The organism is Rhizobium mayense (assembly GCF_030272705.1).
GTDB lineage: Bacteria > Pseudomonadota > Alphaproteobacteria > Rhizobiales > Rhizobiaceae > Rhizobium > Rhizobium mayense.
This window is the reverse complement of sequence record NZ_JARFYM010000047.1, coordinates 16,901-33,523: the sequence shown is the minus strand read 5'-3', so window position 1 is coordinate 33,523 and position 16,623 is coordinate 16,901. Positions and strand designations below refer to the sequence as shown.

At 61.2% G+C, this 16,623-nt stretch carries 15 protein-coding genes; 11 read left to right on the top strand and 4 right to left on the bottom strand.

Features of this window, described 5'->3' with window-relative positions; genetic code table 11:
- Window positions 1-192: dihydrodipicolinate synthase family protein (locus PY649_RS31750; protein WP_285872896.1), on the bottom strand; the 192-nt coding region annotated here is incomplete at its 3' end.
- Window positions 193-488: 296 nt separating this feature from the next.
- On the opposite strand from PY649_RS31750, the gene PY649_RS31745 reads away from it, so the two are divergent.
- Window positions 489-1,205, top strand: a complete 717-nt coding sequence (locus tag PY649_RS31745) for a GntR family transcriptional regulator (RefSeq protein ID WP_285872895.1) — start codon at window positions 489-491, stop codon at window positions 1,203-1,205.
- 69 nt (window positions 1,206-1,274) lie between these two features.
- Here PY649_RS31745 and PY649_RS31740 read toward each other — a convergent pair whose 3' ends face one another.
- Window positions 1,275-1,661 carry a YybH family protein gene (locus PY649_RS31740; RefSeq protein ID WP_285872894.1) on the bottom strand — a complete coding sequence of 129 codons (387 nt, stop codon included), beginning with the start codon at window positions 1,659-1,661 and terminating at the stop codon, window positions 1,275-1,277.
- A gap of 7 nt (window positions 1,662-1,668) precedes the next feature.
- Window positions 1,669-2,391 carry a GntR family transcriptional regulator gene (locus PY649_RS31735; protein WP_285872892.1) on the bottom strand — a complete coding sequence of 241 codons (723 nt, stop codon included), beginning with the start codon at window positions 2,389-2,391 and terminating at the stop codon, window positions 1,669-1,671.
- Between the two features lie 236 nt (window positions 2,392-2,627).
- Between PY649_RS31735 and PY649_RS31730 the strand changes: the two genes are divergently transcribed.
- The 10 genes from PY649_RS31730 (at window position 2,628) to PY649_RS31685 (ending at window position 14,306) form a co-directional block, all read left to right on the top strand.
- Entirely contained in the window at window positions 2,628-4,460 is a 1,833-nt protein-coding gene (locus PY649_RS31730; protein WP_285872890.1) for a gamma-glutamyltransferase family protein, read from the top strand.
- A 37-nt stretch (window positions 4,461-4,497) separates the two neighbouring features.
- A complete protein-coding gene (locus tag PY649_RS31725; RefSeq protein ID WP_285872888.1) occupies window positions 4,498-6,018 on the top strand; it encodes an ABC transporter substrate-binding protein in 1,521 nt (506 codons plus the stop codon).
- 35 nt (window positions 6,019-6,053) lie between these two features.
- Window positions 6,054-7,076, top strand: a complete 1,023-nt coding sequence (locus PY649_RS31720) for an ABC transporter ATP-binding protein (protein ID WP_285872887.1) — start codon at window positions 6,054-6,056, stop codon at window positions 7,074-7,076.
- Window positions 7,073-8,194 carry an ABC transporter ATP-binding protein gene (locus tag PY649_RS31715; RefSeq protein ID WP_285872886.1) on the top strand — a complete coding sequence of 374 codons (1,122 nt, stop codon included), beginning with the start codon at window positions 7,073-7,075 and terminating at the stop codon, window positions 8,192-8,194. The genes PY649_RS31720 and PY649_RS31715 overlap by 4 nt, the downstream gene beginning before the upstream one ends.
- A gap of 3 nt (window positions 8,195-8,197) precedes the next feature.
- The gene (locus PY649_RS31710) at window positions 8,198-9,139 is read left to right on the top strand and encodes an ABC transporter permease (protein ID WP_285872884.1); all 942 of its coding nucleotides are present in this window, start codon (window positions 8,198-8,200) and stop codon (window positions 9,137-9,139) included.
- A gap of 1 nt (window position 9,140) precedes the next feature.
- Window positions 9,141-10,022 (top strand): ABC transporter permease, encoded by an 882-nt coding sequence (locus tag PY649_RS31705; RefSeq protein ID WP_285872883.1) that lies wholly within the window; start codon window positions 9,141-9,143, stop codon window positions 10,020-10,022.
- Between the two features lie 650 nt (window positions 10,023-10,672).
- Window positions 10,673-11,152: a carboxymuconolactone decarboxylase family protein gene (locus PY649_RS31700; protein WP_285872882.1), complete on the top strand. Its 480-nt coding sequence runs from the start codon at window positions 10,673-10,675 to the stop codon at window positions 11,150-11,152.
- Window positions 11,153-11,285: 133 nt separating this feature from the next.
- A complete protein-coding gene (locus PY649_RS31695; RefSeq protein ID WP_285872881.1) occupies window positions 11,286-12,197 on the top strand; it encodes an MBL fold metallo-hydrolase in 912 nt (303 codons plus the stop codon).
- A 160-nt stretch (window positions 12,198-12,357) separates the two neighbouring features.
- On the top strand, window positions 12,358-13,110 hold the full coding sequence (locus PY649_RS31690; RefSeq protein ID WP_285872880.1) for an SDR family oxidoreductase: 753 nt from the start codon (window positions 12,358-12,360) through the stop codon (window positions 13,108-13,110).
- 125 nt (window positions 13,111-13,235) lie between these two features.
- Window positions 13,236-14,306, top strand: coding sequence for a mechanosensitive ion channel family protein (locus tag PY649_RS31685; RefSeq protein ID WP_285872898.1), 1,071 nt, complete (start codon window positions 13,236-13,238; stop codon window positions 14,304-14,306).
- A 278-nt stretch (window positions 14,307-14,584) separates the two neighbouring features.
- Here the strand turns inward: PY649_RS31685 and PY649_RS31680 are convergent, their stop codons facing one another.
- Window positions 14,585-16,468 carry a PAS domain-containing sensor histidine kinase gene (locus PY649_RS31680; RefSeq protein ID WP_285872879.1) on the bottom strand — a complete coding sequence of 628 codons (1,884 nt, stop codon included), beginning with the start codon at window positions 16,466-16,468 and terminating at the stop codon, window positions 14,585-14,587.
- Window positions 16,469-16,623: the final 155 nt, after the last annotated feature.

The following is a 16,623-nucleotide window of genomic DNA, read 5'->3' as shown; positions in this document are numbered from 1 at the left end:
GACGCCTTCCATGCGCTGCTCGTCGCTCAGCAGCGGCCAGTCGCCCATGGAACCACAATAGACGACGGCCGACATGCCTTCAGCGATCAGCTCTTTGCCCTTGCGCACCAGCGCCTCGAAATCCGGGCTGCGGTCGTCCCTGCAAGGCGTCATCAGCGCCGGAACAACGCCAGAAAAAATCTTCGCTTTCATTCAATATCCTCTGGGACTGCGGGCCTCGTGACACAATCGTCCGCCTGGAAAGGTTGAGCCTCGCAGCGGTCATAGCGCTTTGTATTCTATTTGTCGACATAAATTGCGAAAAATGCTATGGAGATTTGCAAGGGGACGCCCGTACTGGGGAAAGGCGGCCTGACATCGCCGGTCGTGCATCGCTGGCGGCGCGCGACGACGGTGATCTACGAGCTGGCGCCTGCTTGACTAGGTGGCGTCTGTCGTCGACAAGCTGCATTCATTCCGGTGGCGGCTCCAAGAAAAGAGGACGAGACATGGCACATATCGAATCCGAAGAAAGTGATTTTCGTCGTGCGCGCGGCACCGGCACTCAAAGTGTCTATACGGTGCTGCGCAAGGAAATCCTCGACATGACGCTGCTACCGGGCGACGCGCTGGAGGAAGTCAGGCTCTCGGAGCGCTTCGGCATGTCGCGCACGCCCGTCCGCGAGGCGCTGCTGCGGCTCTCCGGCGAGGGCCTGGTCACGACGCTGCCGAACCGCAACACGATCGTCTCGCAAATCGACTTTGCGGCATTGCCGACCTATTTCGACGCCCTGACGCTAATGTACCGCGTCACCACGCGCGGCGCAGCGCAGCGCGCAAGGGCCGAGGCCATGGGCAACATTCGAAAGCGGCAGGAGGAATTCGCCGCCGCCGTTAAGGCGCGCGATGCGCTGGCGATGATCGAGGCAAACCGCGAATTTCACGTGGCGATCGCCGAGCTTGCCGGCAATTCCTACTATACGGCCTTTTTCAGCCGGCTCCTTGACGAAGGACGGCGCATTCTCCGGCTCTATTACCGCACCTTCGACGACCGTCTGCCTCGACAATATGTCGACGAGCACGAAGAGATGATCGCCGCGATCGAAAAGCGCGAGGTGGGGCTTGCCGACAAGCTTGCCTCCAAGCACGCCGAACAGATCGTCAAGCAGATCCAGGATTATCTCGCACGCGATCTCCACGACCCGATCGATCTTCCAGCCGGGTAACCGGCCGCCCCGCAGACGGGCGAAAGCGCAATCGAATGTTTGACGGGACACCGCGCTTCCCGAAACTCATCATCGCTCAATCTGCGAAACGTGATTGAGCGCAATCACCCATTGGCCGTCCCGTTTGCGCATCAAGCGAGTGTTGACCCCAGTCTGGCTGCGGGCAGAACGCACGAGATTATAGTTGCTGATGAGTTGCGCGGCATCCGGTGCGAGCATCTCGATGCGGATATTCGAGAAGGTCAACTGCCCCTGCGAACCGGGAGAGCCGCCATAATCGGCAATATAGTGATCCAGCGTCGCCTGCCAGTCCTTCTGGATGCGGCCCCGGGACACAAATACGACGTCCGGATTGGCAAAACCCGCCATGTAGCCATGGAAATCGCCACGGTTCCAGGCTGCCTGCATGTCCGAGATAACGGTGCGGATAGCATCTTGATCGGTATTCTCGGACATTTCGAACTCATGCCTCTTCGATAAGATTGGTTTCGGTCTGGGAGTCTTTCTCGCGCCGCCGGCGCTTGAGGAGAACCTCCTGCGCAGCCGATACGAGATGGCGGCGCAACGCATTTTCGGCCGCCTTCGGATCCTGGTCGAGAATCGCATCGACGATCTGCTGATGTTCGCTGCAGGAGCGCTTCAGGCGTCCCTTGTCCTTGAGCTGGTACTTCCGGAAAGGCGCAAGCTTCAGCCTCAACGTCTGTGCGGCGGCAATCAGGTCGCTGTTGTGGCTGCCCTGGAAGAGCAGGTTGTGGAAGCGGGTGTTCAGCTCGTTATAGCCGTCGTGCTCGCCTTCGTCGGCGAGCGCATTCATTTCGTGATGGATGTTTTCAAGCTCCGCGCGCTCGCTCATCGTCATCCTGTGAGAAGCGAGACGGCCGCAGGTCGCCTCGAGTTCAGCCATGGCTTCGAACATTTCGTCGATCCGCTGCGTCGAAATCTGCGTGACGACCACGCCTTTGTAAGGCTCGCGCTCGGCAAGCCCGCGCCCGCAGAGAATATGCAGCGCCTCGCGCACCGGCGTGCGCGACACCCCGAATTGTGTTGCGATTGATGCTTCATCGAGCCGCGAGCCTGCCGGGATCGCGCCGTTGATCACAGCTTCTTCCAGCTGTTCGGCAATGAAATCACTGCGACTTTTCCTGCCGGCAGCCGCTGTTTCCAGCATCTTCTCATCCTTTGTCATGCCGCTGACTCCCCTGCGTCAGCTTTTGCCGATTATGCAAGTGCCCATAATTTTACACAATCTGCTTGCCACGGGCGTATCAAATATACAATATGTCCACAGAATTGATACCTGCAGATTATTTTGGGCTTGATGTGATCAAGCCGCGTATATAATTCGGCCGATACTGGCTGATATTGTGGACAATGGAATATCTTTCGGGTCGGCCATAGGCCGATAGGGAGTGAGGAATCGAAATGACTTTTACGACGCGTCCGGAGCTCAGGGGCACATTCGGTGCGGTTTCATCCACACACTGGCTGGCGTCGACCGTCGGCATGTCGATCCTCGAAAAGGGTCACACTGCCTTTGATGCGGCCGTCGCGGCCGGCTTCGTGCTGCAGGTCGTCGAGCCGCATCTGAACGGCCCCGGCGGCGAGGTTCCGATCATCGTCACGCCGGCTGGCGCCGACAAGCCGACGGTGATTTCCAGTCAGGGCCCTTCTCCCGCCAAGGCCACGGTTCAGTACTTCAGGGATCTCGGCCTCGACATCATTCCGGGCACCGGCCTGCTCGCGGCCTGCATCCCCGGCGCCTTCGGCGCATGGTTGACACTCTTGCGCGATTATGGCACCGCCGACCTCGAAGACGTGCTGGCTCCTGCAATCTATTATGCAAAGAATGGCCATCCGCTGGTGCCGCGCATCGCCAATACTATTGCCTCGATGCGCGAGCTCTTCGAAACACATTGGCCGAGCTCCGCCGAACTCTACCTGCCGGGCGGCCAGGCGCCGCAATCCGGCAAGCTCTTTCGCAACCCACATGTCGCGGCGCTCTATCAGCAGATCCTCGACCAGACGAAATCGGCTAAGGGACGCGAAGCGCGCATCGAGGTCGCACTCGACTTCTGGTACCGCGGTCCCGTCGCCGAGCGCATCGATGATTATTGCGCGACCGAAGAGGTTTGGGACGTTTCGGGCCGTCGGCACAAGGGCCTCATCACCGCCCAGGACATGGCCGATTACAAGCCGCAGATCGAGACTCCGGTTTCCGTCGCCTATGGCGACTTCGAGGTCTTCAAATGCGGCGCCTGGTCGCAAGGCCCGGTCCTTCTGCAGATGCTGCAGATCCTGAAGGGCACGGACATCGCCGATCTCGATCCGATGAGCGCTGACTTCGTGCATCTTGTCGTCGAAACCGCCAAACTCGCTATGGCTGACCGCGAAGCCTGGTACGGCGACAGCCCCGACGTTCCGCTCGAAACATTGCTTTCTTCGCATTATGCCGACGGACGCCGCGCCTTGATCGGCGGCACCGCATCGATGGACGTGCGCCCCGGCTCGCCGGGCGGCCGCACTCCGCGCCTGCCGCCCCTGCGCACCGTTGGCAGCATTCCGCAGCCAGGCCTGGGCGGCGGCGAGCCAACGGTCGCACGCGAACAAAAGCTGCCGAACGACAAGGAAGGCGAACCCGCCCTCACGCGCGAAGGTGCGCAGCGCGGCGACACCGTGCAGGTCAGCGCCGTCGACCGCTGGGGCAACATGGTATCGGCAACACCCTCCGGCGGCTGGTTCCAGTCAAGCCCCGTCATTCCGGGCCTTGGTTTCAGCCTCACCACCCGCGGACAGATGTTCTGGCTGGAAGAAGGCCTGAATTCCACCTTGAAGCCGTCGACTCGGCCGCGCACGACGCTTACGCCGTCGACCGTCTTCCGCGACCGACGCCCCTACATGGCCTTCGGCACGCCAGGGGGTGATCAGCAGGATCAATGGCAGCTCATCATGCTGCTGCGCCACATTCACAGAGGAATGAATTTGCAGGAAGCGATCGACGCGCCGTCCTTCCACACCGACCATCTGCCGAGCTCATTCTGGCCGCGCGAGATCAGTTTCGGGGCGCTCACGCTGGAGTCGCGCTTCTCGACGGCGACCCAGGAAGAGCTGGCCGCCCGCGGACACAAGATCACCATCGGCGACGCCTGGTCGGAAGGGCGGCTTGCGGCAGTCGCGCGGGAAATGGACGGCGAGACCCAACTGGTCAAGGCCGGCGCCAATCCGCGCGGCGTGCAGGGCTATGCCGTTGCCCGCTGATCGGGGCACATCAATCAAGAACAAAGAGGGAAGTTTAATGAAACCACTATATCTCGCATTCGCAGCCGGCTTAGCTTTGAGTGGCCTTGTGGCGACTACCGTGCCTGCTGCCGCAGAATCCGTTCTGAACATCGGCCTGCAGGACGATCCTGATACGCTCGATCCGGCCTCCAACTGGAGCTTCGTCGGCCGCCACGTCCTGCAGTCGCTGTGCGACAAAATCGTCGATGTCGACGATAACGGCCAGATCATTCCGATGCTTGCGACGAGCTGGGAATGGAATGCCGACAGCACCGTGCTGACGCTCAAGCTGCGCAAGGACGCACTCTTCCACGACGGCACCAAGGTGGATGCAGCCGCGATCAAATATAACCTCGATCGCGACCTCAATCTCAAGATCTCCCGCCGCAAGCCGGAAATCAGCGCCATCAGTAGCGTCGACGTCGTGGACGACTACACCGTCCGCATCAACCTCAAGGAGCCGTCCGTTCCGCTGCTGGCCGCGCTCAGCGACCGCGCCGGCATGATCATCAGCCCGAAGGCCGGCGAAGCGCTCGGCGAGAAATTCACCAATGCGCCGGTGTGCTCCGGCCCGTACAAGTTCGTGGAACGCGTCCCGCAGGACCACATTACTCTCGAGAAGTTCCCGCAATATTATAATGCGGACCAGTATCATTTCGACAAGCTCGTCTATCGCGGCATGCCGGACTCCAACGTTCGCCTGCTCAACCTGCGCTCCGGTCAGCTCGACCTGATCGAGCGCCTTGCCGCGACCGATGTCGACGCCGTCAAAGCCGAACCCTCGCTTGCTGTCGCCCCCGTCGTTGGCCTCGGCTACTACGGCATCACCTTCGATATTACCGGCGAAGGTGCCAATCTCGATGCCGGCAAGAAGGCGGCCATTCGTGAAGCTGTCAGCCTCGCGATCGACCGCGATGCCATCAACAACGTCGTTTTCAACGGCCAGGCCAGCACCGGCAACCAGCCCTTCCCGCCGACCAGCCCCTATTTCGACAAGGACTACCCGGTTCCGGCCCGTGATCTGGACGCGGCCAAGAAGAAGATGGAAGAAGCCGGCGTGAAGTCCGTCAATCTGGAACTGCTTGTTCCGACGGATGCGGAGCGCCAGCAGGTGGCCCAGCTCGTCCAGGCTATGGTTCAGGAAATCGGCATCAACGTCACCATCAAGCCGACCGAGCTAATGACGCTGCTCGATGTCGCCCGCCAGGGCAAATTCCAGTCCCATCTCGTCGGCTGGAGCGGCCGCGTCGACCCCGATCTCAACATCACGCCGATGCTGGCCTGCGGCGCAGCCGGAAACGACGCGCATTATTGCAACAAGGATCTCGACGCGATCCTGACCAAGGCCCGTGGCCTCGGCGACGTCGAAGCCCGCAAGAAGGAATACAACAAGGCAATCGCTATCCTGCTCAAGGACCTGCCTATCGTCTACATGTATCACTCACAGTGGATCTTCGCGCATAACGCCAACATCGTCGGCTTCAAGCCCAATCCGGACGGCATCATCCGCCTCGCTGGCGTCAGCCGCAAGAACTAAGTCTGCGCCTGGTTTCGATGAGCACGTCCCAACCCATGGATCACAACCCGTCAGCCCGATCTCCTCGGGCTGACGAAGACTCCACGTCCATTCTGGACATCTCGGACCTGCGTGTCGTCTTCCAGGCAGACACCAGAACCGTCACGGCCGTCGACGGCGTGAGTTTTTCCGTCAAGAAGGGGCGCACCCTGGCCATCGTCGGAGAGTCCGGCAGCGGCAAGAGCGTGACGTCGCTTGCCGTGATGCGGCTGCTGCCCGAACATTCCGCACGCATTTCCGGCAGCGTCGATTTCGACGGCCAACAGCTTCTGGACCAGACGAAAAGCGCCATGCGCCGCCTCAGGGGCAATCGGCTGGCGATGATCTTCCAGGAGCCGATGACGTCGCTCAATCCCTCCTACACAATCGGCGAGCAGATCAACGAAGTCATCCTTCGCCATCGCCGGATCTCCAAGAAGGAGGCGACGGAGCGGGCGATCGCCATGCTGAAGCTGGTGCGCATCCCTTCGCCCGAGACCCGCTACCACCAATATCCGCACAATCTGTCCGGCGGCATGCGCCAACGCGTGATGATCGCCATGGCGCTTGCCTGCGACCCGGAGCTTTTGATTGCAGACGAGCCGACGACCGCGCTGGATGTGACCATCCAGGCGCAGGTGCTCGAGCTGATGCGCGAGCTGCAGGAGAAGACCGGAACGGCGATTATCCTCATCACCCACGATCTGGGCGTGGTCGCCGAATCCTGCGACGACGTCATCGTCATGTATGCCGGGCAGGTGGTGGAGCAATGTTCGGTCGAGCAGCTTTTCACCTTCCCGCAGCATCCCTATACGGTCGGCCTACTCGGCTCGCTGCCGCGCCTCGACGAACGGCGCGAACGGCTTGTGGCGATTACCGGCACCGTCCCCGACATGGCCAATCCGCCTTCGGGCTGCCGGTTCCAGGCGCGTTGCCCGTTCCGCGTCGAAAAATGCGCCGAAATGCCGCTGCTCATGGAAATTTCGGCAGGCCATTTCAGCCGCTGTTGGCGTGCGCCCATGGAGGATCTCGTTCCATGACCCAACCCTCTTCCTCCTCGTCAGCCCAGAAGCCGATCATCGAAGTGCGCGGGCTCGGCAAGAATTTCATCATCAAGCGCAGCATCCTCGGCCGTCCGCTGGCCCATGTGGGCGCCGTCGACGACGTCACGTTTTCCCTCATGCCGGGCGAAACGCTGGCAATCGTCGGGGAATCCGGCTGCGGTAAATCGACCCTCGGGCGGCTTCTGATGCGGCTCATCCGGCCGACTGCCGGCGAAGTGCTGATCGACGGAGAGAACGTCACCAATATCAGCAGCGCGGCGATGCGCCGACAGCGCCGGCATATCCAGCTGATCTTCCAGGATCCCTATGCCTCGCTCAACCCGCGAATGACGATCGCGCAGACGATCGCCGAACCACTCATGCTGCACAACGTCGTGCCAGCGGCCCAACGCGCCAAGCGGGTCGCGGAACTTCTGGAGATGGTCGGCCTTCGCCCCGAACAGGCGAACCGTTATCCCCACGAATTCTCGGGCGGCCAGCGCCAGCGCGTCGTGATCGCGCGCGCGTTGGCTTCCGAACCGAAAGTCATCATCTGCGACGAAGCGGTTTCCGCACTCGACGTCTCGATCCAGGCACAGATCCTCAATCTCCTGAAAGACCTGCAGAAGCGGCTCGGGCTCGCTTTCGTTTTCATCTCCCACGATCTCGGCGTGGTGAAGCATATCTCGGATCGCGTCGCGGTCATGTACCTCGGCAGGGTGGTCGAGATCGGTGCATCGGACGTGATATTCGATGCGCCCCGCCACCCTTATACGCGCGCCCTGCTTGCGGCAATTCCGGTGGCCGCCCCCCCCAGTCACCAGCGCTCGCGTGCGGCACAGCTCCACGGCGACCTGCCGAGCCCGCTGTCCCCGCCGCCGGGCTGTAGGCTGCACACGCGCTGCCCCCATGCCCGACCGGAATGCCAGTCCGTCAGCATGACGTTGCAAGTGGAAGCGAACGGTCACGCCAACGCCTGCGCCTTCTGGAACGAACTGCCGGTAGACGACGCGACGGGCGCTGTCCTCGAACCCAGAAATCCAAAGCTCGAAAAGCTGTTTGCAGCCTTTGAGGCCATGGCCGTTCGGCCGGCCCAGCCCGCGGCAGGAGATTGAACCATGTCATCGCTTCTCTTGCGCCGTCTGCTGCAGCTCATCCCGACCATCATCCTGCTGTCGATGATCATCTTTTCGCTGCAGCATCTCTTGCCCGGCGATCCGGCGTTGATCCTGGCCGGCGACAATCCGGACGAGGCGACGCTCGCGGCCATCCGCGCCCAGTATCACCTCGATCAGCCCATCATCATCCAGTATCTCTTTTGGGTGAAGGGCGTCGTGTCGGGCGACCTCGGCGAATCCATGCGCCACAACCTTCCCGTCCTCGACCTCATTCTGCTGAAGCTGCCGGTGACGCTGCAGCTCGCGGTCATGGGCATTATCGTAGCGCTCGTGCTTGGCATCACCGGCGGCGTCATCTCCGCGTTGAAGCAGAATACCGCAATCGACTATGCGACGAACGTCGTGTCGCTCGCCGGCATTTCGGTGCCGAACTTCTGGCTCGGCATCATGCTTATCCTCTTCTTTTCGGTGCATCTCGGCTGGCTTCCGGCATCCGGCTTCGTCAGCCCCTGGGAGAACTGGCGCATGAGCCTCGCGACGACGATCATGCCCGCCTTCGTCCTCGGCATGGCGATCGCCGGCGTCATCATGCGCCATACCCGCGGCGCGATGCTGCAGGCGCTCGAGAGCGATTACGTGCGCACCGCACGGGCAAAAGGCCTGAGCGAGTGGGTGGTCGTCTTCAAGCATGCGATGCGCAATGCGCTGACGCCGATCATCACGCTCGGCGCGCTAGAATTCGGCGCGCTGCTATCCGGCGCGGTCCTGACCGAGCAGATCTTCACGATTCCGGGTTTCGGCAAGCTGATCGTCGATGCGGTCTTCACGCGCGACTATCCGGTCGTACAGGGCGTCGTTCTCGTCACGTCGCTCTTCTACATCATCCTCAATCTGCTGGCGGATATAGGATATATTCTCGTCAACCCCCGATTGAGAGGCTGACATGCTGACGATTACGGAACCCAAGGCCTCGACCAATTCGGTGACGCGCTTCTTCCAGAGCCGCCTGTGGCGGCGGCTTGCCAGGCGGCGAAGCGCGCTTATCGGCCTCGTCGTCGTGCTGTTCATGGTGCTCGTCGCGGTTTTTGCGCCCCTTCTTGCCCCCTATGACCCGGCGGCACAAAGCTGGAGCGCCGTGCGCAAGGCGCCATCGGCGCTGCATTGGATGGGGACGGACGAGGCGGGTCGCGACATTCTCTCCCGCATCGTCTGGGGCACACGCGCTTCACTGCTCGCAGGCTTGACATCGGTCGGAATCGCCATGGCGATCGGCGTGCCGCTCGGGCTCGCCGCCGGCTTCCTCGGCGGCATCATCGACGGCTTCATCAGCCGCTTTACCGATGCGATGCTCGCTTGCCCCTTCCTTATCCTCGCTATCGCCTTCGCCGCCTTTCTCGGTCCGAGCCTCACCAACGCGATGCTGGCAATCGGCATTACCGCCACGCCGCTCTTCATCCGCCTGACGCGCGGCCAAGTGCTTTCCATCAAGGCAGAGGAATATGTCGAGGCGGCGAGCGCGGTCGGCAATCCGCAATGGCGCATCGCGGTCCGGCATATCCTGCCGAACATCCTGCCGCAGCTCATGGTCCAGGCAACGCTGACCATCGCCTCTGCGATCATCGCGGAAGCCAGCATGTCGTTCCTCGGCCTTGGCCTGCAGCCCCCCGCGCCGTCCTGGGGATCGATGCTGAACTCCGCACAGCGCTTCCTCGGCAATGCACCCTGGATGGCCCTTTGGCCCGGCCTGGCGATTTTCGCGACGGTGTTGTCCTTCAACCTGCTCGGCGACGGCCTGCGCGACGCGCTCGATCCCCGTTCGCGATGATGACTGCAGACGTCTCGCGAACAAGAGATCTTCTCACGCTCGGGATGTACTGCTGATCGACTGGCTCAGGGGAAGCCGTTGGAAATCAGACGCGACAGAATCGGTGATTGAGATCGCCGAAGCGCCCGCGGCTGCCTGCCGATAGAGTGGCTGGCGCTCGACGATCTCAACCGACCGGTCAGCTATCGGCTGATCGGACTTACCTTGCGCGTATACCAATCGCTCGCCGAGTCAGGATCGGCGGGGCGGCACTTTTCGACATGACGCGATTTCGCATCCGCCGAGGCACCCATCCTGGCTCCGGCGGCAATCTCGATCAGCGCTCAGCTTTTCGATGAGTCAGAGCCCAGGTTCCCTGAGCCCTACCGTTTCCATGTTGAAGTTGTCCGGCACCGGCGCGCCGGCGGCTGTCGTCGGTTTGTCTCTGGTCATGCTGCGGCCTCGTGTTTGATCGACCCAGTAGGCCACCTCAAACAATGTCGGAACAGCTATACGGCCGTTCTAATGCAGGCCCCACCGGCACCGAGAGCCTCCCCCCAACAGATGTATAGCTGTTCGCGCATCGATTGCTCGATCACGATCGTCCCGTTCCAAAGGCGGATTTCGCATCCGCTGGGAGATTTCAATCCTAAGAAAACGGATGACAGACTATGACTCAGCGACTGAATTTCGCTCAACTCTCGCCTGATCTTTTCAAGGGCCTGATGACCCTGAGCTACGAAGTGAAGAAGGGCTCGATCGAGCAATCCATTTTGGACCTGGTCGATATTCGTGCGTCACAGATCAACGGCTGCGCTTTTTGCCTCGACATGCACTCCAAGGAAGCGACGATCCACGGCGAACGTCCACTCCGCCTCTATCACATCGCTGCCTGGAGAGAATCGAACCTTTTCAGCCCGCGCGAGCGCGCTGCGCTCGCCTGGACGGAAGCGGTGACGAAAATGCCGGAAGGCGGCATTCCCGATGAACTCTACGAGCGCGTGCGCGGTCAGTTGTCGGAAAAGGAAGTCTCCGACCTGACGTTCCAGATCATGGCGATCAATGCCTGGAACCGCGCCAGCGTCGCCTTCAGGGCCGTGCCCGGCTCCGCCGACAAGGCCTATGGCCTCGACAAGGCCGGACTCGAATAACCTTTCGCCCTGAGGCTCCATCGAACGATGCGCGTCCGCATGGGCGGCCGCGAACAAAGCATATTACGAACGTCGTCATTGGCGGTGGAACCGACCTGATCGGTTCGAAGACCGCAATCAAAAGGAGACGAACATGAACCTACAGAGCAATCCCGTTAAATCGGGCCCCGACGACCTGGTTCCGTCGCGCTACGCGGTGCGGATCGGCGACCTTGACGTGCTGGTGGTCAGCGATGGCGTGCTGCCGCTCCCAACCACGATGTTGGGACACAATGCCGATCCGGCCGTCCGCGCGGCCTGGCTGAAGGACATGTTCCTGCCGCAGGACGCTTTCGACTGGGCGCTGAACGTGGCCCTTGTGCGTAGCGGCGACCAGATCATCCTCATCGACGCCGGATTGGGGTTGGACCCGCAACTGAACCTGCCGCGGGCCGGGCAGCTGGTCAAGCGACTTGCATCCGCCGGTATCGACCTTGCGTCCGTGACCGACGTGGTGCTGACGCACATGCACATGGACCACGTTGGCGGGCTGCTCGTCGACGGAGTGAAGGAGCGGTTGCGTCCGGACCTGCGGATCCATGTGGCCGCCGCCGAGGTCAAATTCTGGGAGTCGCCCGATTTCTCTCATACGGCCATGCCGCAGGGCTTCCCGGACGCTCTTCGAGCGGCCGCCAAGCGGTTCACTGAAGAATACCGCAGCCATCTGCGGACGTTCGAAGACGAGCATGAGGTAGCGCCGGGTGTGGTCGTCACGCGCACCGGTGGCCACACGCCCGGGCACAGCGTGGTCCGCCTGGCGTCCGGCGATGACCGGCTGACCTTCGCGGGCGACGCCGTGTTCGCTGTGGGGTTCGAGCAACCCGACTGGTACAACGGCTTCGAACACGACCCCGAAGAAGCCGCCCGCGTTCGCGTCCGTCTCTTGACGGAGCTGGCGGCGACCGGCGAACAGTTGGTGGCCACGCACCTGCCATTCCCGTCGGTCGGTCGGGTGGCGGTCGATGGCGACCACTTCCGCTGGGTACCGGTCTTCTGGGACTACTAACCGCCTGTTGGGTTAGGGTCGACCCGGGCGCAGCCTTCAAGGCCGCGCCCGGCTTCGGCGACTGGATCTACGACTTCTACCGAGCCGGCCTAACCCATAATCATCATCCAGAAACGAATGAATCATGCGGCGCCGTGAGCGCCCGCAAATGGAGAAGCTCATGAAAATCGTCATCATCGGCGGAACCGGCCTGATTGGCTCAAAGACAGCCGAACGCCTTCGCAAGCAAGGTCACGACGTCATTGCCGCCTCCCCGAACACCGGCGTCAATACGATTACCGGCGAGGGTCTCGACGCAGCGCTCGCGGGCGCCTCCGTCGTCATCGATCTCGCAAACTCGCCGTCCTTCGAAGACAAGGCCGTACTCGAATTCTTCCAGACGTCGGGCCGCAACCTGATGGCGGCTGAAAAGTCCGCCGGCGTGAAACATCACATCGCGCTTTCCATCATCGGCGTCGATCGCCTGCCCGACAGCGGCTACATGCGTGCCAAGGTCGCCCAGGAAAAGATCATCCGGGAATCCGGTATTCCCTACACGATCGTCCATTCGACGCAGTTCATGGAATTCCTCGGCGGTATCGCTCAGTCCGGCACGGTCGGCAACACAGTGCATCTGTCGCCGGCCTATGTGCAGCCGATCGCCTCCGACGATGTGGCCGACAATATGACGGCCGTTGCGATCGCGGCTCCGATCAACGGCATCATCGAGATCTCCGGCCCGGAACGGGTTCGGCTGAACGAACTCGTTGCCCGTTACCTGAAGGCGATGGGCGATACCCGTAAGGTCGAGGCAGATCCGGAAACTCGCTATTTCGGCGCCAAGCTGGAAGACGGCTCGCTCGTTTCCGACAACAATCCGCGCCTTGGCCGGATTACCTTCGAGCAATGGTTCGCGACCTCTGCCCGGAAATGAACGGATAAGGGTGCGCCGCTCCGCGCGACGCACCATCTCGATTAATAGATAGCCTAATGGGGACGCGTGCCATCGGCACGCGTCCCTCTCTGCCTGCAGGAAAATCCTTACCGGTGAGCCCCATCATGTTTGGCGAACATCATTCCCTGCCGCTCGTCCTGATTAACCTTTTGGGGCTGGCCGGCATTCTCATTTGGCACATCCAGGGGCGCCATCGTCCGACCGCGCGCCTGGTCGTGCAGATCCTGTTTTTCGCCGGCATGAGCCTTGTGCTCTGGTTTGCCGGGATTTCTCCGTACCATCTCGACGATGGAGAACTTCAGGATGCCGGTATCCTGCTCGCCAGGTCCGCGAGGGTTCTCTGGTGGCTCCATCTGGCATGGACGATGATCGGCTTCGTTCATATCTATCTCACCCTCAACCGGCGGCCGCACGAAGCGCATCTTCTCCAGGATCTGATCGTCGGCGTCGTCTATCTCGGCGTGGCATTGTCCGTCATCGGCTTCGTCTTCGGCGCGCCGATTGGCCCGCTCATCGCCACTTCGGGAGTCGTCGTCGTCATTATCGGTCTTGCGTTGCAGAACACGCTTGCCGATGTCTTTTCCGGGATCGCACTTGCGCTCGGCCGCGCCTACGTCATCGGCGATTGGATCGAGCTTGCCGATGGCACCGAAGGACGCGTTGTTGAAACCAACTGGCGCTCCACCAACCTGCTGACGGGCGGACATAATGTCGTTGTCCTGCCGAACAGCGTCTTGGCAAAACAGGGCGTGACCAATCGCAGCCGCCCTGATGAATCACACCAAATCACGCTGACAATGCGGATTGCCGCCATCCACAAACCACGGCTCGTCGAAGAGATTATGCTTTCCGTACTGCAGGGCTGCGAAGGGATCGTTATGAAGCCGCCGCCGGCCGTCGCGCTGAAGACGATCGATGCGATAGCCATCGAAGTCGAACTGATGTTCCGTGTGGCGAGTGCGGCCAGCCGTATGGCAGCCCAAAACGAGATCATCGATCTGGTCTATGAGCATTGCAAAGCGAGCGGGGTCTCATTGGCGTTACCGGCCCAAAGCCTTGTCTGCGCACCGCCCGCCGCGCCCACCGAACATGCCGCCATCGTCAGGCCGATCCCATCCGGCGCGAACGGTCGCGAGACATTCGCCGAGTTGTCCCGACCGCAGCCGTCAGCGTGATTGAACTGCAGCCCGGCTTCCAGCACCACATCATCGGCTTCGCTGGTCGAGGGCACAGAATGCAACCGCTTGCGATCGACCTCAAATTGGGAAGTCAACCAATTTGGTTCGCTCACCCCGGCAGATGAAGCCGAAGCGGCAATCGCCTTTCTCTCGTCGCCGTGCGCTGGCTTCATCATCGGTGCTGCGCTCGAAGTGGCTGGCGGTGTTTCCAGTTCCTCTTGGTGAAATTGCGTTTCGACGGGGGATATTGACGATAAGGGCCGGCCTGAGTTTGCTCAGGCGCGACCCTGTTCTATCGGCAAGGTGAAGACGAAGCGCGCTCCACGCGGTTTGCCATTCTCGGCCCATAGCCGCCCGCCATGAAACTCTACAATCGACCTGCAGATTGCCAGCCCCATGCCCATTCCCTGACCTTTCGTCGTGAAGAAAGGTTCGAATATCTTCGTCGGGTCTTCCACACCGGGACCTGTATCGCTGACGCCAACCTCGACCACGTCCCCCGCTTGCTCGACGGCAATACGAAGGATCCGCTTATGCGTATTCGCGCCCATGGCCTCCGCACCGTTGCGCAGGAGGTTGATCAGGACTTGCTGAAGCTGGACGCGGTCGAGCGCGAGGGCAGGAAGGCAATCTGCTACCTCGACCTCCAATTTGACGCCGTGCCGCAATAGCTCCTCGGCCAGAAGATCACGCACCTCCGCAACGACACGACCGAGATCAGTGGGCTCTCTGACGCCCGCTGATCGTGCGAACAAGGCGCGGATGCGACGTATGATATCGGTGGCGGCGTTTCCACTGCGAATAATGCGTTCCAAAGCCTGCTGCGCCCGATCGACATTGGGTGGGTCGAGTGTAAGCCATCGCTGGCAAGCCTCCGAGCTCGACAACAAAGCAGCGAGCGGCTGCGCCACCTCGTGAGCTATGGACGCAGAGAGTTCGGAAAGGCTGGCGGCTTGGCTCGCACGCGCGAGATTTTCCAGGGCGAGGCATAACTCGTCGTGTGCCAATACCTGATCGTCGACGTCAAGCGAAATAGCATACCACTGGACGATCGCTCCGCTGTCGTCCCGTATCGGCTCCGCGCGGCTGTCCATCCAGCGATAGATGCCGTCGGCGCGGCGAACCCGGTATCTGATGGCGAGACGCTCGCCCGAGTTCAACGCCTGGCGAAGCATCGTACTTAGTCTGGCTGCATCATCGGGATGAACGGCGTCGCGCATGATCGCCAGCGTCGTCTCCGGGTTCTCGATGTACTGATCGCTAAGCGCGAAGAAATCCAGCGTACCCTTGCTGAAAAACGTCGGCTTTCCTTCGCCGGTGACACGCATGATGTGAACGGGGACCATGTCGACAAGCTGGGAAAGCTCGCGCTCCCGGATACGCAATGCGGCTTCGGTTTGCTTGTAGACGGTGATGTCGATGGACAAACCGTACCATCCGGTGACGCGACCTCGACTGTCGCGGGTTGGCCGCATCGCCACCCGATGCCAGCCATATTCTCCCGTCGAGGCCCGTATTAAACGATACTCATTGTTCCAATTCTCGCCGGTCCGCAGACAATAACGGAGCGAAGCTGCCACGCGCTCATATTCGGCCGGGTGGAATATTCGTTTCCACCCCAGATCTCCCCCGTCGAGGAAGCTTGCCTCGGTCAGCGGTTCGTTCATCTGTTCAAGCGTCTGGCCAATCGTCGTCTGGGCGTTCGGTGTTGTGTAAGTAAACCTCCCGGCCGTATCCATCGACCAACCGGTCCCGAAGATCGTCTCGAGGACCAGTGCTATGCGCTGCGCTTCCACCGTTTCGCCAAGCGATTCGGCGACCGTCCATGGCAGATGTTGAGCGGAAACCTTGGCGGGAGTTTCAACGGCTACGCTATATCCTGGCTCGGCCCTATACTCGGTCCAAACGTAGCTACCGTCGGGCTGGATCTGCCGGTACTTGATCACCTGCGGAAAGCCACTCCAGAATGCTCGCGATGCTGCGTGATGCGCCAAATCGCGGTCCTCGGCATGCACCGACCTGAAGAGCTGAGCGACTGAGGTGTCAGCCTCGTTGTCTGCATGGATATCCTCCGACGGTTCGCTTTTTCTGGGTGGGGTGGACGCTGAGCCCCTGGTTTGAACAATGGCGCCGACGCCCAACGCGACGGCGAAGAACATTGCCCACGACCCGGCTTGATCGCGTGAATTCCCGGTAAGGGTGAGAGCGGATGCCGCCGAAACGGACAGACCGATGGCAAATGCCACAAATATAAAGAGCTTCGTCCGGCCCCCAGCATAGTGAGCCAACGCAGCAATCGGAAGAAAAAGCGCTA

Excerpts from the sequence above, each read along its gene's own strand:
- PY649_RS31745 (WP_285872895.1), top strand. The coding sequence starts at position 489 with ATGGCACATATCGAATCCGAAGAAAGTGATTTTCGTCGTGCGCGCGGC.
- PY649_RS31740 (WP_285872894.1), bottom strand. The coding sequence starts at position 1,661 with ATGTCCGAGAATACCGATCAAGATGCTATCCGCACCGTTATCTCGGAC.
- PY649_RS31735 (WP_285872892.1), bottom strand. The coding sequence starts at position 2,391 with ATGACAAAGGATGAGAAGATGCTGGAAACAGCGGCTGCCGGCAGGAAA.
- PY649_RS31730 (WP_285872890.1), top strand. The coding sequence starts at position 2,628 with ATGACTTTTACGACGCGTCCGGAGCTCAGGGGCACATTCGGTGCGGTT.
- PY649_RS31725 (WP_285872888.1), top strand. The coding sequence starts at position 4,498 with ATGAAACCACTATATCTCGCATTCGCAGCCGGCTTAGCTTTGAGTGGC.
- PY649_RS31720 (WP_285872887.1), top strand. The coding sequence starts at position 6,054 with ATGGATCACAACCCGTCAGCCCGATCTCCTCGGGCTGACGAAGACTCC.
- PY649_RS31715 (WP_285872886.1), top strand. The coding sequence starts at position 7,073 with ATGACCCAACCCTCTTCCTCCTCGTCAGCCCAGAAGCCGATCATCGAA.
- PY649_RS31710 (WP_285872884.1), top strand. The coding sequence starts at position 8,198 with ATGTCATCGCTTCTCTTGCGCCGTCTGCTGCAGCTCATCCCGACCATC.
- PY649_RS31705 (WP_285872883.1), top strand. The coding sequence starts at position 9,141 with ATGCTGACGATTACGGAACCCAAGGCCTCGACCAATTCGGTGACGCGC.
- PY649_RS31700 (WP_285872882.1), top strand. The coding sequence starts at position 10,673 with ATGACTCAGCGACTGAATTTCGCTCAACTCTCGCCTGATCTTTTCAAG.
- PY649_RS31695 (WP_285872881.1), top strand. The coding sequence starts at position 11,286 with ATGAACCTACAGAGCAATCCCGTTAAATCGGGCCCCGACGACCTGGTT.
- PY649_RS31690 (WP_285872880.1), top strand. The coding sequence starts at position 12,358 with ATGAAAATCGTCATCATCGGCGGAACCGGCCTGATTGGCTCAAAGACA.
- PY649_RS31685 (WP_285872898.1), top strand. The coding sequence starts at position 13,236 with ATGTTTGGCGAACATCATTCCCTGCCGCTCGTCCTGATTAACCTTTTG.
- PY649_RS31680 (WP_285872879.1), bottom strand. The coding sequence starts at position 16,468 with ATGTTCTTCGCCGTCGCGTTGGGCGTCGGCGCCATTGTTCAAACCAGG.